At 61.8% G+C, this 15,665-nt stretch carries 13 protein-coding genes; 8 read left to right on the plus strand and 5 right to left on the minus strand.

All coding sequences use genetic code 11. From position 1 onward, the window contains the following. Positions 1-9: 9 nt before the first annotated feature. From kdpB to kdpF, 4 genes are read right to left on the minus strand one after another with little or no spacing between them, the layout of a single operon-like run. Positions 10-2,097, minus strand: coding sequence for a potassium-transporting ATPase subunit KdpB (gene kdpB, locus ACQY1P_RS18165; RefSeq protein ID WP_174196246.1), 2,088 nt, complete (start codon positions 2,095-2,097; stop codon positions 10-12). A gap of 41 nt (positions 2,098-2,138) precedes the next feature. Beyond that, a complete protein-coding gene (locus ACQY1P_RS18170) occupies positions 2,139-2,294 on the minus strand; it encodes a hypothetical protein (RefSeq protein ID WP_156461899.1) in 156 nt (51 codons plus the stop codon). Positions 2,295-2,303: 9 nt separating this feature from the next. After that, positions 2,304-4,007 carry a potassium-transporting ATPase subunit KdpA gene (gene kdpA, locus ACQY1P_RS18175; RefSeq protein ID WP_430254775.1) on the minus strand — a complete coding sequence of 568 codons (1,704 nt, stop codon included), beginning with the start codon at positions 4,005-4,007 and terminating at the stop codon, positions 2,304-2,306. A 33-nt stretch (positions 4,008-4,040) separates the two neighbouring features. Continuing rightward, positions 4,041-4,130, minus strand: coding sequence for a K(+)-transporting ATPase subunit F (gene kdpF / locus ACQY1P_RS18180; protein WP_062460674.1), 90 nt, complete (start codon positions 4,128-4,130; stop codon positions 4,041-4,043). A gap of 405 nt (positions 4,131-4,535) precedes the next feature. Between kdpF and ACQY1P_RS18185 the strand changes: the two genes are divergently transcribed. The 3 genes from ACQY1P_RS18185 to ACQY1P_RS18195 all read left to right on the plus strand — a co-directional run bounded on the left by ACQY1P_RS18185 (position 4,536) and on the right by ACQY1P_RS18195 (position 8,261). After that, positions 4,536-5,000 carry a hypothetical protein gene (locus ACQY1P_RS18185; RefSeq protein ID WP_139283775.1) on the plus strand — a complete coding sequence of 155 codons (465 nt, stop codon included), beginning with the start codon at positions 4,536-4,538 and terminating at the stop codon, positions 4,998-5,000. A 195-nt stretch (positions 5,001-5,195) separates the two neighbouring features. Further along, positions 5,196-7,142, plus strand: coding sequence for an AI-2E family transporter (locus ACQY1P_RS18190; RefSeq protein WP_113109808.1), 1,947 nt, complete (start codon positions 5,196-5,198; stop codon positions 7,140-7,142). A gap of 123 nt (positions 7,143-7,265) precedes the next feature. After that, on the plus strand, positions 7,266-8,261 hold the full coding sequence (locus ACQY1P_RS18195; RefSeq protein ID WP_062461830.1) for an MDR family oxidoreductase: 996 nt from the start codon (positions 7,266-7,268) through the stop codon (positions 8,259-8,261). 50 nt (positions 8,262-8,311) lie between these two features. On the opposite strand, the gene ACQY1P_RS18200 is transcribed toward ACQY1P_RS18195, so the two are convergent. Beyond that, positions 8,312-9,757, minus strand: a complete 1,446-nt coding sequence (locus ACQY1P_RS18200) for an aldehyde dehydrogenase (RefSeq protein WP_244631411.1) — start codon at positions 9,755-9,757, stop codon at positions 8,312-8,314. Positions 9,758-10,166: 409 nt separating this feature from the next. Here ACQY1P_RS18200 and ACQY1P_RS18205 point away from each other — a divergent pair, with 409 nt between their 5' ends. The 5 genes from ACQY1P_RS18205 to ACQY1P_RS18225 all read left to right on the plus strand — a co-directional run bounded on the left by ACQY1P_RS18205 (position 10,167) and on the right by ACQY1P_RS18225 (position 15,636). After that, entirely contained in the window at positions 10,167-11,291 is a 1,125-nt protein-coding gene (locus ACQY1P_RS18205) for a metallophosphoesterase (protein ID WP_430254778.1), read from the plus strand. Positions 11,292-11,475: 184 nt separating this feature from the next. Continuing rightward, complete coding sequence (gene ugpB / locus ACQY1P_RS18210; protein ID WP_062460687.1) at positions 11,476-12,780, plus strand: sn-glycerol-3-phosphate ABC transporter substrate-binding protein UgpB; 1,305 nt, start codon at positions 11,476-11,478, stop codon at positions 12,778-12,780. Positions 12,781-12,848: 68 nt separating this feature from the next. Continuing rightward, positions 12,849-13,730 (plus strand): sn-glycerol-3-phosphate ABC transporter permease UgpA, encoded by an 882-nt coding sequence (ugpA, locus tag ACQY1P_RS18215; RefSeq protein ID WP_062460690.1) that lies wholly within the window; start codon positions 12,849-12,851, stop codon positions 13,728-13,730. Between the two features lie 8 nt (positions 13,731-13,738). Continuing rightward, positions 13,739-14,587, plus strand: a complete 849-nt coding sequence (gene ugpE, locus ACQY1P_RS18220) for a sn-glycerol-3-phosphate ABC transporter permease UgpE (RefSeq protein WP_062460693.1) — start codon at positions 13,739-13,741, stop codon at positions 14,585-14,587. Next, a complete protein-coding gene (locus tag ACQY1P_RS18225; protein ID WP_062460696.1) occupies positions 14,587-15,636 on the plus strand; it encodes a sn-glycerol-3-phosphate import ATP-binding protein UgpC in 1,050 nt (349 codons plus the stop codon). The genes ugpE and ACQY1P_RS18225 overlap by 1 nt, the downstream gene beginning before the upstream one ends. The last annotated feature ends 29 nt before the right edge of the window (positions 15,637-15,665 follow it).

A 15,665-nucleotide genomic window follows, 5' to 3' on the forward strand; every position in this document is an offset into this window, starting at 1 on the left:
GAAAGCTCCTTAGGCAAGACCGATGGTCGTGATGACCATGTCGATCGCCTTGATGGCAAAGAAGGGAAGGATGATACCGCCGAGGCCGTAGATCAGCAGGTTGCGCGACAGCAGAGCGCCGGCACCGACGGCGCGGTATTTGACGCCGCGCAGCGACAGCGGGATCAGGGCAACGATGATCAGCGCGTTGAAGATGATCGCCGACAGGATGGCGCTTTGCGGTGTCGCCAGTCCCATCACGTTGAGAACGCCGAGCTGCGGATAGAAGGCCAGGAACATGGCCGGAATGATCGCAAAATACTTGGCGATGTCGTTGGCGATCGAGAACGTCGTGAGCGCGCCGCGGGTCATCAGCAACTGTTTGCCGATCTCGACGATTTCGATGAGCTTGGTCGGATCGCTGTCGAGATCGACCATGTTGCCGGCTTCGCGGGCCGCTACCGTGCCGGTATTCATCGCCACGCCGACATCGGCCTGGGCGAGCGCCGGCGCATCGTTGGTGCCGTCGCCGCACATGGCGACCAGCTTGCCCTTGGCCTGCTCCTCGCGGATCAGCGACAGTTTGTTTTCCGGCGTTGCCTGGGCGAGGAAGTCGTCGACCCCTGCCTCGGCCGCAATCGCTGCCGCAGTCATCGGATTGTCGCCGGTGATCATCACGGTGCGGATGCCCATGCGGCGCAATTCGGCAAACCGCTCGCGAATGCCGCCCTTGACGATATCCTTGAGCTGGATGACGCCCAGCAACCTTCCGCCGCGGGCAACGGCCAGCGGCGTGCCGCCGGCCTTGGCGATCTCGTCGGCGATCGCCTGGCATTCCACCAGGACGGCGTCCTGCGTGACGGGCCCACCGGCCACGGCATTCTGGCGGATATAGGAAAGGATGGAATCGACGGCACCCTTGCGGATCTGCTCTCCGTCCAGATCGACACCGCTCATGCGGGTCTGTGCCGTGAACGGAACGAAGGTTGCCTTGAGGCTCGCCATGTCGCGGCTGCGGATGGCGTATTTTTCCTTGGCAAGCACGACGACGGAACGTCCCTCAGGCGTTTCGTCGGCAAGCGAGGCCAGTTGGGCTGCATCGGCAAGATCCTGTTCCGATACGCCCTTGACCGGACGGAAGGACGTCGCCTGGCGGTTGCCGAGCGTGATCGTGCCGGTCTTGTCGAGCAGAAGCGTATCCACATCGCCGGCAGCCTCAACCGCGCGGCCGGACATGGCGAGCACGTTGAAGCGCACCAGGCGGTCCATGCCGGCAATGCCGATCGCCGACAACAGCGCGCCGATCGTCGTCGGGATCAGTGTCACGAACAGCGCGACCAGCACGATGACCGGAATGGAGCCGCCGGCATAGGAGGCGAACGCCGGAATGGTCGCGGTTGCCAGAACGAAGATCAGCGTCATGCCGGCGAGAAGGATGTTGAGCGCGATCTCGTTCGGGGTCTTCTGACGTTCGGCACCTTCGACGAGCGAAATCATCCGGTCGATAAAGGTCGAGCCGGCAGCGGCCGTGATGCGCACGCGGATCCAGTCGGAGAGGACCTGCGTGCCGCCTGTGACGGCCGAGCGGTCACCACCGGATTCGCGGATGACCGGCGCGGATTCGCCCGTGATCGCAGCTTCATTGACGGAGGCGACGCCTTCGATCACCTCCCCATCGGAGGGAATGATGTCGCCGGCTTCAACCAGAACGATGTCGTTCAGCTTGAGGGTGGTGCCGGCAACCATCTGGTAGTCGGTCCGCTCTTTGCCGGTGAGAAGTTTCGCCTGGACCTCGGTGCGGGCCTTGCGCAGCGATTCCGCCTGCGCCTTGCCTCGTCCTTCGGCAACGGCTTCCGCGAAATTGGCGAACAGGACGGTGAACCAGAGCCAGATGTTGAGCTGCAGGGAGAAGCCCAGGTCGTCGCTGCCGGCGGCAAGATCGCGCAGGAACAGAACGGTGGTCAGCACAGACACCGTGGCCACGACGAACATGACCGGGTTTTTGACGAGGGTTTTCGGGTTCAGCTTGGTAAAAGCACCGCCGATTGCCGGAACGAGGATGCGCTTGTCCAGGATACTTGCGGATCTTGGTGCGCTATCGGATTTTGCCTGGCTCATATGAGGCTCCAGCCTTGGAAAGGGAGGCGACCGGGGAAAGGTCAGCCACGAAGGATTTCTAGTGTTGCGACGATGGCGAGCACTGCCGTCATCATCACGAGAATGGCGTTCGATCCGCACCACCAGCGGGGGACCATCCCGCCACGCTTTGGCGTGACGGGAGGTGACTGTGCGGGGTGCGTCTGACGGTTACGCATGGTGCGACCTCAGAACGTCTGGCCGGCGATCATCATCAGGTGCTCGACGACGGGACCGAGCGCCAGTGACGGCAGGAAGGTAAGGCCACCGACGATCATGATCGTGCCGACCAGCAGACCGACAAACAGGGGGCCGTCGGTCGGGAACGTGCCGGCAGACGCCGGAACCGTCTTCTTGGCGACCAGCGAACCGGCAATTGCCAGCGCCGGAATGATGACCAGGAAGCGGCCCATCAGCATGCCGATGCCGAGCGTGATGTTGAACCAGGGCGTGTTGGCGGACAGTCCCCCGAAGGCGGAGCCGTTATTGGCGGCAGCCGAGGTATAGGCATAGAGGATCTCGGAGAAGCCGTGCGGACCGGCAGTCCCGATCGAGGCGACCGCCGACGGCAACACGCTGGCGACAGCCGTAAAGATCAGCATGGCGAGCGGCAGGCAGAGAATGGCCAGAAGCGCCATCTTCATGTCCTTGCCCTCGATCTTCTTGCCCAGATATTCCGGCGTACGACCAACCATCAGGCCTGCCACGAACACGGCGACGATGATGAACAGCACGATGCCGTAGAAGCCCGCGCCGACACCGCCGACGATGACTTCGCCGAGCTGCATGTTGATGAGCGGGATAAGGCCGCCGAGTGCCGTGAACGAGCCGTGCATGGCATTGACCGCGCCGCAGGAGGCCGCCGTGGTGATGACCGCAAACAGCGACGACATGACAACGCCGAAGCGGACTTCCTTGCCCTCCATGTTGCCGCCCGAAAAGCCGAGCGTATGCATGATCGGGTTTCCGGACGCTTCTGCCCAGTAGACAACGGTGACGCCTGCCAGAAACAGGATGCCCATCGAGGCGAGGATCGCCCAGCCCTGGCGCTGATTGCCGACCATCCGGCCGAACACGTTGGTAAAGGCGGCACCGATCGCAAAGATCGACAGCATCTGGATCATGTTGGAGATGTTGTCGGGGTTTTCGAAAGGATGCGCCGAGTTGGCGTTGAAGAAACCGCCGCCATTGGTGCCGAGCATCTTGATGGCAAGCTGCGACGCGACAGGGCCGACCGCAATCGTCTGCTGGACGCCTTCAAGCGTCGTGGCATTGACATAGGCCGAAAACGTCTGGGGAACGCCGAGCGAGACATAGATAAGCGTCAGCACGACGCAGAGCGGCAGGAGGATGTAGAGCGTGGCGCGGGTCGTATCGACCCAGAAATTGCCGATCGCCTTGCCCGATGCCCGCGAAAACGCGCGAATGAGACCGATGGCGATCGCCATGCCTGTCGCAGCCGAGGCAAAGTTCTGCACCGCGAGCCCAGTCATCTGGCTGAAATAGGACATGGTGCTTTCGCCGCCATAACTCTGCCAGTTGGTATTGGCGACAAAGCTGACGGCGGTGTTGAACGACAATTCCGGTCCGGGCGATGCGAGACCTGCCGGGTTCATCGGCAGAACGTCCTGGAGGCGCAGGATACCGTAGAGCAGCAGGAAACCGGCAAGATTGAACATCAGCACGGAAAACGCATAGGCGGTCCAATGCTGCTCTTCACGCTCGCTGGTGCCGGCCAGCGCGTAAAGCCCGCGTTCGATCGGACCGAACACGGGGGAGAGAAAGGTGCGCCCGCCGGAAAACACAAGGGTCATATAGGCCCCGAGCGGTTTGACGAGCAGAAGGAGGATCCCGCAATAGACGAGGATCTGTAGCCATCCGTTGAAGGTCATGGGAAGAGACTTTCGGGCAAGCTGAAGCTTTGGTCAGAAGCGTTCGGGGCGAATGAGAGCATAGGTGAGGTAGAGGGCGAGGAAGACGGTCACACCGCCGCCGAGGATATAATCGAGGGTCATGGCATCCCTCTCAAAGCCTGTCGCAGGCGCGGGTATAGACCGAGCAGAGACCGAAGAAGCCAACAGTCGCCGCGACGAGAATAAGGTCCATCATTGTTCTGGAATCCTGGTTGTTCGTGGTGTCAGCCAGGAAGGGCGTCGTTCTGATAACGCGTCATTCTCTCTCCGGCTGGAGACGATCACGATCCGTCTCGTCCTCAATATGCGGCGGAACCCCATAGGGATTCGAGATGGCCCAGAAGCCTAAGAAATATAAACCGCATAGGAATTTGCCCGCACGCTCGCGTGTCGGTACCTTGCCGTCGGCCGCTTAGGGCTTGGCCTTTGCGGAGTTCCCGTTGCGGTTTAATCTCCAAATCCTTACATATACGGAGTTGATATCACTCCGGAAAAGACAGGTGCGCGATGATTTGGGTAATAGGCGCAGCAGCCGTCGTGGTTCTCTACCTGTACTCGCGACGGGCGGGGATAGTGGCGGTGGCCGTTCTGGCTGTGCTTTATGTCGGCCTCTGGCTGATGTCGGGACAGATCAACTCGAAAGTGCCGACCAACCAATCCGTCGCCGTGGTCGCAAGCTCCGGAGGCGAGACATGCAAGGCACCCGGCGCGCCCGTCTCCGTCACCTTCACCAACAACGCGGACAGACAGCTGCTCGCGACATCCTTCACGCTGAGTGCACGCCAGGCGGGTCACAGCTCGCTGATCTACAGGGCAACGCTTCGAAGCGACAAGATCATCGAACCGGGCGGCAGCTGGACCGAGTGCTACGGCCTCAATCCGCTGTCGTTTTCCGAACGGGACGTCCACTACAACCCCAGCGACCTCGAATGGTCGGCCGAGGTCTCGCTCTCGCGATTTGCGTCCAGCTAATCGTTTCTGGGACAAACCGTGCCGCAACGACTTGCGGTTTTGCTTGGCTTGAATGCTTCCAACTTCCCCGTCAGCGTTACACGCAAACGGCTCTCGCGAATTATTTTCGCGTCACCGCTCGATAAGTTTTGTTCCAAGCGCATTTACACTGACATGCCTGGGTTCTGGCAGCAGCGCATTCAATCGGGGACGGCTATGAGCGACATGAGTAAAGGGGCTATCGCAGCGGCGGGGATCGCGAACAAGCCTGTCGGGCTGAGCGCGCCGACCCTTTCGGGCCGAACGATCCTTATTCTTATCGGCGTGGCGGTAATCCTCTATGTCGGCCAGGAAGTGTTTGTGCCGCTTGCGCTCGCACTCCTTCTCACCTTCACGCTCGCACCCATCGTCAGTTTCCTGCGCAAGCGCTACGTCCCGCGAATCGCCGCCGTCCTCCTCGCCGTCGCCACCGCGTTTTTTGTCATTGCAGCCTTCGGTTTCATCGTTGCCGGACAGGTCGCCAATCTGGCGGACAATATTCCGACCTATCAGCGCAACATCGTCGCTAAGGTGCACTCTCTCAGCCAGGCGGGCTCCGGCAACGGCGTGTTCGAACATCTCAGCAAGGTCGTCGAGCGCATCGGCTCGGAACTGCAGGACAACGCGGAAGAGAGCAAGGAAGACGCGCCGCCACAGATCAAGCGTCGCGATCCGATGCCTGTCGAGATCGTAACCCGCGCCAACCCGATCGAAACGCTCGGCAATTTCATTCTGCCACTCATCAGTCCCTTTGCAACCGCGGGTCTGGTTATCGTCCTCGTGATTTTCATGCTGCTTGAGCGGGAGGAACTGCGCGACCGGTTCATACGCCTTGTCGGCCTCGGCGATCTCCACAGGACAACGGCGGCTCTTCAGGACGCGGGAAAACGCGTCGGCAAATATCTGCTGATGCAGTTGGTCGTCAACGCGCTGTATGCCTTGCCGATCTCGATCGGCCTCTGGCTGCTCGGCATTCCGAACGCCATCCTGTGGGGACTGTTGACGCTCGTCCTGCGCTTTGTCCCCTACATCGGTCCGGTCATCGGCATGATCCTGCCGCTGTTTCTGGCACTGGCGATTGCCCCCGGATGGTCGCTGGTTGCCTGGGTCGCCGCACTGTTTATCGTCACCGAACTCGTCAGCAACAACGTCGTCGAACCGTGGCTCTATGGAAGCCATACGGGCCTTTCGCCGCTCGCCATCATCGTCTCGGCCATCTTCTGGTCGTGGCTCTGGGGGCCTGTCGGACTGATGCTGTCGACCCCCCTTACCGTCTGTCTCGTCGTTCTCGGTCGCTACGTCCCGCAGTTCAGCTTTCTCGACGTGCTGCTCGGCAACGAGCCGGTTCTGCAGCCGCAGGAAAAACTCTACCAGAGGCTGCTTGCCGGCGATCCCAACGAGGCGACCGACAACGCGGAGGATTTTCTCGAGGAGGAGTATCTCGTCGACTATTATGAAAAAGTCGGACTGCCTGCACTCAGGCTGGGTGAACTGGACCGGCAGCGCGGCGTGATGAGCGAGGCCCAGATCGCCCTGTTTGCCTCCACCACCCAGACGCTGATTGGCAATCTGGCGGAGATCGCGATCGAGGAAGAAGCGGAAGACGATCCGGTCGAAGGGGAAGCCGCTGTCACAGAGCAGATCACCGGTGAAATCGACCTGCCCAGCGGCGAAGGGAAATCCGTTCTCTGCCTCGGCGGCAGAGGCGCGATCGACGATGCCGCGGCCGCCATGTTGTCGCAGGTTCTCGCCATTCAGGGCGCCACCGTGTCTCAGGCCGACCACACGGCCGTGAGCGGCAAGACGGTAAGCCTGATGAACCTGACCGATGTCGACACGGTTCTCATCGCTTTCCTCAATGGCGGCTCCAAAGCCCACGCCCGCCAGGCCGTCCGCCGGTTTAAGCGACAGAAGCCGTCGGTTCGGGTGGGGATCATGATCACCGGCGTTGACGGTCAGCGGGAAAGCCCGCTTGCGACCGAGGATATCGATGCAGACTTTGTGGTCACCACCATTTCCGATGCGGTTCGTGGCGCGCTGACCACAGCCCAGGCGGTCGAGATCAAGGCGCCGAAGCGGATCGGCCGGCCTCGCGAGCGCAAGACCACGCCGCTCGTCGCGTGATCGGAGCACCCCGCAGGCAGGCCTAACCTGTGGGGTCCTCGATGCCGACGCGCCTGAGTGCATTGAGATCTGGATAGACAAGGATCAACTCGTCAAGACCTGAAGAGCCCGGGAGGCATGGACATGACCGAGACATTTACCGCCATGGTGATCGATACCGTCGACGGCAAGCCGAAAGGCGCCTTCCGGGAAATCTCCCTCGCCGATCTGCCTGACAATGACGTTCTGGTCGAGATTGCCTATTCGACGGTCAACTACAAGGACGGTCTGGCCATCACCGGCAAGGGCCGGATCGCTCGCCGGATGCCGATGGTCGGCGGCATCGATCTTGCCGGAACCGTGGTCGAATCACGCTCGCCAGATTGGAAGCCGGGCGACAAGGTGGTCGTGAACGGCTGGGGCCTGTCAGAAACGGAATGGGGCGCCTATGCCCGCTACCAGCGGGTCAAACCGGAATGGCTGATCCCGCTGCCCGACGCCTTCACGATGGAACAGGCGATGGCAATCGGCACGGCCGGCTATACCGCGGCGCTCTGCGTCGACGCGCTTGAAAAATGGGGCTCGATCAAACCCGGCGCGGGCGAAGTCCTGGTGACCGGCGCCGCCGGTGGCGTCGGCTCGGTGGCGATCGCGCTTCTGGCGGCGCGCGGCTACGTCGTCACAGCCTCGACCGGGCGTCCGGAAACCCACGACTATCTGGCCTCGCTCGGTGCCACCAGCTTCATCGATCGCGCGACGCTTGCCGAAAAGGGCGGCCCGCTGCAGACGGAGCGCTGGACCGGCGGCATCGACAGCGTCGGCTCGACGACGCTTGCCAACGCCCTGTCGCAGACCATGCGGGGCTGCGCAATCGCAGCCTGCGGCCTTGCCGGCGGACCCGACCTGCCAGCGACGGTCCTTCCCCATATCCTGCGCGCCGTCACGTTGATCGGGGTCGATTCGGTCATGGCCTCGCGCCAACAGCGCCTCACCGCCTGGTCGCGCCTTGCCCGCGATCTCGACAGCCGAAAGCTTGCCGCCATGACCAGAACGGAACCGATGTCCAACCTGCCGCAACTGGCAGAAGAGATCATCGCCGGCAAGGTGCGCGGCCGGATCGTGATCGACGTCACGAGGTAACCCCGCGCACCGTCCGCATTGGCCAGCCTCCCTCTTCAGCCGCGTTCGCGCTAGAACGGATAGTGCTGGTGCGGATCCTCGATGGTGATCCAGCGCAGATCGGTGAATTCGTTGATCGCCGCCCTGCCGCCGAAGCGGCCATAGCCGGAGCCCTTGACACCGCCGAACGGCATCTGCGCCTCATCCGCGACAGAGGGGCCGTTGATGTGGCAGATCCCCGATTGGACCCGGCCGGCGACGGCGAGCGCGCGCTGGATATCGCGGCTGTAGACCGAACCCGAGAGACCGTATTCAGTATCGTTGGCGATCCGGATCGCCTCCTCCTCGTCCTTGACCCGGATGATCGGCTTGACCGGACCGAAGCACTCCTCGTCATAGATGCGCATGCCGGGCTTGACGTGATCGAGCACCGTAGCCTCCACGACGCTGCCGGTGCGCTTGCCGCCCGCGGTGAGACTGGCCCCCTTGGCGATCGCGTCGGCAATGATCTCTTCCATCTTCTCCGCGGCACCGATTGTCACCAGCGAACCGAGCACGACGTGACCGCGGGGATCGCCCGCCGGAAGCTTGGCTGCGCGCTCGGACAGTTTAGCCACGAATTCATCGGCGATCTTGTCGTGGACGATCAGCTTTTCGGTCGCCATGCAGACCTGGCCCATGTTGATGAACGAGCCGAAGATCGCGCCGTTGACGGCCGCATCGATATCGGCGTCCTCAAGCACGAGCATCGGTGCCTTGCCGCCCAGTTCGAGAAGCGCCGGCTTCAGATGGCGGCCGCAGAGTTCGCCGATGATGCGGCCGACCTTGGTGGAACCGGTAAAGTTGACGCGGCGGACTTCGGGTGCCGAAACCAGCGCCTCGACAACGACGGCGGCATCCTCGGGTGCATTGGTGATGACGTTGACGACTCCATCCGGGAAACCGGCCTCGATAAACACCTTGCCGATCGCGACATGCAGTCCGGGGCATGCTTCGGAGGCCTTGAGGATGACCGTGTTACCGCAGGCAAGCGCCATGGCGATGGCCCGCACGCCGAGAATGATCGGTGCATTCCACGGCGCGATGCCAAGGCAGACGCCGACCGGTTGGCGCATCGCCATCGACAGGTTTCCGGGCTTGTCCGACGGGATGATCTCGCCCTGGATCTGGGTCGTCATGGCCGCGGCTTCCCGCAGCATGTTTGCCGCAAGATGCGCGTTGAAGCCGGCCCATCCGCCGGTCGCGCCGGTCTCGGCGGTCATCAGCTCGGTGAGCTCGCCACCCTTGGACGCAAGAACATCGGCCGCCTTGTTGAGAAGCGCGCGACGCGCACCGGGACCGGTCGTCGACCATGCCGGAAAGGCGGTCTGCGCTGCGGCGACGGCTGCCTTGGCATCCTCGATGCCGGACGCCGGCGATCGGCTCGCGACATCGCCCGTAAAGGGATTGATCCGTTCGAACGTCTTGCCCGAAATGGCGTCGGCCAACTGGCCGCCGATGATCTGTTTGATGTCCAAGGTCGCGTCCTTTTTTTGGGAAAACAGATAGCCAGCTTTGAGGGATGCGCCACAGCCGTAAACGACGGCATCACACGTCCGCTTTCTCGACCGATCGCGCGAACAAACAGTCAGCCTGCGCATGACTTCGCACAGTCTGACCGTCAGTTTCCGCGGTTTCCATCGAGAAGCGAAGCCCCTCCTCCAACAGGCATGTTAACGAACTCCAGCCGCGACTCAAGGGGAGGATCAAACAGCCGCAGCCACGAACATGGCACTTGCCTCAAGCCGTCAAACGGAAAGATACGGGACTGATCTGCGCTACTTCGAGCAGACACGGCCCGCTCGGCTCTTTCACACCCTATCGACGAGGGATAGGTAGGATTGCGGAACCGGCGCCGCAGTCGACATGCGCAACTGAAAGTACCCAATGTTTCATCTCATCTTTGGACTGCCCTGGCTGATTGTCGTCCTCCGCTTCATTCAGCCGCTGCCCTGGCACTGGTCGGCGAAGGTGGCAGTGGCGGTGCTTCTGCTGATCGCCTCGCAATACCATTTCTTCAGCCGGCTCTCCTCCGGCTCGGTCTTTTCGCCGGAGTTTCCGCGACCGCTGATCATTGCGTTCAACCTCCTGTTTGGCGCGATCGTTTTCGTGGCCGTCTTCCAGATCGCACTCGATGTCGCCTCGCTCCTGATCATGCCCTTCAACGGACACTTCCCCGCCGCACCCGCCGGGCTCCGTTATGCCATGGGTGGCGTCGCGCTCTGCCTTTCCGCCTATGGTGTCAGCCAGGCAATCCGTGTACCGCCACTCAACGACATCGAGATTGCAATCGCAAACCTGCCGCCGGAATTCGAGGGCTATCGCCTCGTCCAGCTGACCGATCTCCACATCAGCCGGCTGTTCCCAGCGAAATGGGCCGAGGCGGTCGTATCGAAAACCAACGCGCTCGATGCGGACCTCATCGTCATCACGGGAGACTTTATCGACGGAAGCGTCGCAGACCGCCGCGGCGACGTCGCATCGCTGGCAAGCCTGCGGGCGCGCGATGGGGTCTATGCCATCCCTGGCAACCACGAATACTTCTTCGATTACCGGGACTGGATGCGCCACCTCGCAACCTTGAACATGACGATGCTTCAGAATGCCCACGTGGTGCTGACGCGAGGGAGCGGCAGGCTCGTGCTGGTCGGTGTCACGGACCTTTCGGCACGCGGCCACGGAGCGCCGGCCCCGGACCTCGATACGGCTATTGCGGGCGCTCCCGCCGACGCGCCGATCATTCTTCTCGACCATCAGCCCAGGTTGGCACAGAAAGCCGCCGCATCGGGGATCGCCCTCCAGCTGTCGGGACATACCCATGGCGGTATGGTTTTCGGTCTTGATCGCGTGGTCGCACGCGCCAACAACGGCTTTGTTTCGGGCCGCTATCAGATCGGCGGGATGACCCTCTACGTCAACAACGGCACGGGGATTTGGCCCGGTTTCGCGCTGCGGATCGGTGTTCCCTCCGAACTGACCCGGATCACGCTTCGGGCCGGTCAGCCGCTTTGAAGGCTGAAGTGACACCGCTTCATCTGCTTTCTCTATCCACAACCATCGGCCCGCCGCGAACGACAGTTGTTGACGCGGGCGCTCTCGCCAACACATAGTCGCCGCCAATGCGCCGTCATCGACACGGTGCGTCGATCGGGATTGGAGGATCTCGACCGGTATTCATGCCAAGGGAGGAATTTTCATGAAAGTCATTACAGGCTCGGCAATTCTGGCGACCGCATCGTTTCTGATGGGATCAACCGCCATGGCCGCGACGGAAATCTCGTGGTGGCACGCCATGACCGGCGCCAACAACGAGGTTGTCGACCAGCTCGCCAAGGAATTCAACGAAAGCCAGTCGGACTTCAAGGTCATGCCTGTCTTCAAGGGCACCTACCCGGAAACGCTGAACGCCGGCATCGCCGCCTTCCGCGCCAAGCAGCCACCGGCCATCATGCAGGTGTTTGACGCCGGCAGCGGCGTCATGATGGGCGCCCAGGGCGCCATCGTGCCGGTTGCGGACGTTCTGGAAAAGGGCGGCTTCAAATTCGACAAGAGCCAGTACCTGCCGGGGATCGTTGCCTACTATTCGAAGCCTGACGGCACGATGCTGTCCTTCCCCTACAATTCGTCCTCGCCAATCCTCTATTATAACAAGGATATCTTCGAGAAGGCCGGGCTCAACCCCGACACGCCGCCGAAGACCTGGGGCGAGGTGTTTGACGCTGCCAAGAAGATCAAGACCAGCGGTGCCGCTCCCTGCGGCTTTACCTCGACATGGCTGACCTGGATCCAGACGGAAAACTTTGCGGCGTGGAACAACCTCTCCTACGGCAGCAATGAAAACGGCCTTGGCGGCACCGACGTCAAGCTTGCCTTCAACGCCGAACCCTTCGTCAAGCATTTCCAGGCTATCGCTGATCTCGCCAAGGACGGCACGTTCCGTTACGGCGGCCGCACGTCTGAAGCCAAGCAGTTGTTCACATCAGGCGAATGCGCCATCCTGACCGAATCCTCCGGCGGTCTGGGAGACATCGTCAAGTCCGGCCTGAAATACGGCATCGGCCAGCTGCCCTATGCAGAAGGTCCGGGACGCCCGCAGAACACCATCCCCGGCGGCGCCAGCCTCTGGGTCTTCGGCGGCAAGAGCGATGCCGAATACAAGGGGGTCGCGACCTTCTTCAACTTCCTGTCCCAGACCAAGATCCAGTCTAGGCTGCACCAGGTTTCCGGCTACATGCCGGTCACGATGGCAGCCTATGAGGATACGAAGAAATCCGGCTTCTACGAGAAGAACCCGGCGCGCGAAACGCCGTTGCTGCAGATGATGGGCAAGGCTCCGACCGAGAACTCCAAGGGCGTTCGCCTCGTCAACCTGCCGCAGGTCCGCGACATCATGAACGAAGAGTTCGAATCGATGCTTGCTGGCAAGCAGGATGCCAAGGCCGCCCTCGACAAGGCTGTCCAGCGGGGCAATGCCGCCATTCAGCAAGCCATCGGCAAGTAAGCGGTAAGCGTAAGGGCCGCCCCGGCGACTGTCGCGGGCGGCCTGCAGCATTTCAACGGAGCCTGCCCGTGCAAAGCGTCGTATTTCCCAACAAGGTGCTGCCCTATTTTCTGGTGGCGCCGCAGATTGTCCTGACCGTCGTGTTCTTCTTCTGGCCGGCCAGCCAGGCGCTCTACCAGTCGGCCATGCGCGAAGATCCGTTCGGGCTGCAGAGCAGCTTTGTCGGCTTCGCCAACTTTTCCGCCATCCTGGCCGACGAGAGCTATCTTCACGCGCTCCGCGTCACCGTCGTCTTCAGCGTGGCAACCGCGCTGCTTTCCATGGGTGTCGCACTTCTGCTGGCGACAGCTGCCGATACCGTCGTGCGTGGTAAGGGTTTCTACCGCACGATGATGATCATCCCTTACGCAGTGGCGCCGGCCGTTGCCGGCATGCTGTGGCTGTTCATGTTCAACCCGGCCATGGGCACGTTTGCCTATATCCTGCGGCGCAACGGCATTGCATGGGACCCGCTGCTGAACGGCGACCAGGCAATGTCTCTGGTCGTGGTGGCAGCCGCCTGGAAACAGATCAGCTACAATTTCCTTTTCTTCGTCGCCGGCCTGCAGGCAATCCCGAAATCCCTGCTCGAAGCCGCCGCGATCGATGGCGCGCGAGGCAGCCGAAGGTTCTGGACGATCGTCTTCCCGCTGCTTGCACCGACCACCTTCTTCCTTCTGGTCGTCAACACCGTCTACGCCTTCTTCGACACGTTCGGCATCATCCATTCGGTGACCGGCGGCGGACCGGCAAAGGCTACCGAAACGCTGGTCTACAAGGTCTATAACGACGGCTTCGTGAACCTCAACCTCGGTTCGTCTGCGGCCCAGTCGGTGATCCTGATGGTCATCGTCATCGCGCTGACCGCCTTCCAGTTCCGCTTCGTCGAGCGACGCGTCCATTACGGGTAAATTATCAGATGATCGAGAACCGTCCTGTCGCACGCCTGATGGCGCATCTGATGCTGATCCTTGGGATCATCATCGTCGCCTTCCCCATCTACTACACATTCATTGCCTCGACGGCGACGTCGAGCGCGATCATCCGACCACCGCTGTCGCTGCTGCCTGGCGGCCATATGGTCGAGAACTACAGCGAGTCCATCTCCGGCGGCGTCGAACGCGTCGTCGGCGTCAGTCTGGAAAGACTGCTGTTCAACAGTTTCGTGGTGGCGGTCGCAATTGCCGTCGGCAAGATCATCATCTCCTTCCTGTCGGCATTCGCCATCGTCTTCTTCCGCTTCCCGTTCCGCATGGGTTTCTTCTGGATGATCTTCATCACCCTGATGCTGCCGGTCGAAGTGCGCATCCTGCCGACCTACAAGGTAATCGTCGATCTCGGCCTGCTCAACACCTATGCCGGCCTCACCCTGCCGCTGATGGCATCGGCGACGGCGACCTTCCTGTTTCGCCAGTTCTTCCTCACCATTCCCGGCGAAATGGTCGAGGCGGCGCGGATCGACAATGCCGGACCGTTCCGCTTCATGCGCGATATCCTGCTGCCGCTGTCGACGACCAATATCGCGGCACTGTTCGTCATCCTGTTTATCTACGGCTGGACCCAGTATCTCTGGCCGCTGCTCGTCACCGACCGCGCGGAGATGAACACGATCATCATCGGCCTGCGCCGCATGGTCGATTTCACTGATGCATCAACTCCTTGGAACTACGTCATGGTCACGGCGATCCTGGCAATCATCCCTCCCGTCATCGTCGTGGTGCTCATGCAGCGCTGGTTCGTCAAAGGTTTGGTGGAGACCGAAAAGTAATGGCAACAATTGAACTGAAAGACGTCCGCAAGGTCTATGGCGGCAATATCGACGCCATCAAGGGCGTGTCACTGGACATCGCAGACGGCGAGATGATCGTTCTGGTCGGCCCATCCGGCTGCGGCAAGTCCACGCTGCTGCGCATGGTCGCCGGGCTCGAAAGCATCACCGGTGGCGACGTCATCATCAACGGCAAGCGCGTCAACGACATGGAACCGGCCGAGCGCGATATCGCGATGGTGTTCCAGAACTACGCGCTCTATCCGCACATGACGGTCAAGCAGAACCTTGCCTACGGTCTGAAGAACCGCGGAACCTCGAAGGACGAGATCGAACGGCGCATCACCGAGGCCGCGCGCGCACTCGAAATCGAGCCGTTCCTCGCCCGCAAGCCACGGCAGCTTTCCGGCGGCCAGCGGCAGCGTGTGGCGATGGGCCGCGCGATCGTGCGCAAGCCCGCAGCCTTCCTGTTCGACGAGCCGCTGTCGAACCTCGACGCGAAACTGCGCGTGCAGATGCGGGTCGAGATCCGCCGTCTGCAGCGGTCCTTGGCCACGACGTCGATCTACGTCACCCACGACCAGATGGAAGCGATGACGCTCGCCGACCGCCTCGTCGTCCTCAATGCCGGCCGGATCGAGCAGGTCGGCACGCCGATCGAGCTCTACGAGAAACCCGCAACGACCTTCGTTGCAACCTTCATCGGATCGCCCTCGATGAACCTGATGACGCTCGGCAAGGCCGGCGGCTGGAGCGTGGCCGAAGGCCTTCCCTCCACTGTCGCCACCGTCGGCATTCGTCCGGAAGACATCGTGATTGCCGAGGGAGAGGTTTCCTCGCCTTTCAGAGCCGAGGTCGAGGTCATCGCCGTCGAACTGGTCGGAGCAGAAAGCTACGTCCATGGTGCGACGTCGGACGGAAGCCCTCTTGTCTTCCGGGTCCCCGGGCGCTCCCGCATCGCGATCGGCGAGAAACTGCCCGTGACGACAGCGCCCCACCACCTTCATCTTTTCGACAGCGCCGGAAAGCGCATCGAACGTACCGGTTGATCCGGGATGCGCAGGAGTGCGCTCTCGAC

The sequence above is a fragment of the Neorhizobium sp. DAR64872/K0K18 genome (assembly GCF_050500175.1).
Classification (GTDB): domain Bacteria; phylum Pseudomonadota; class Alphaproteobacteria; order Rhizobiales; family Rhizobiaceae; genus Neorhizobium; species Neorhizobium soli.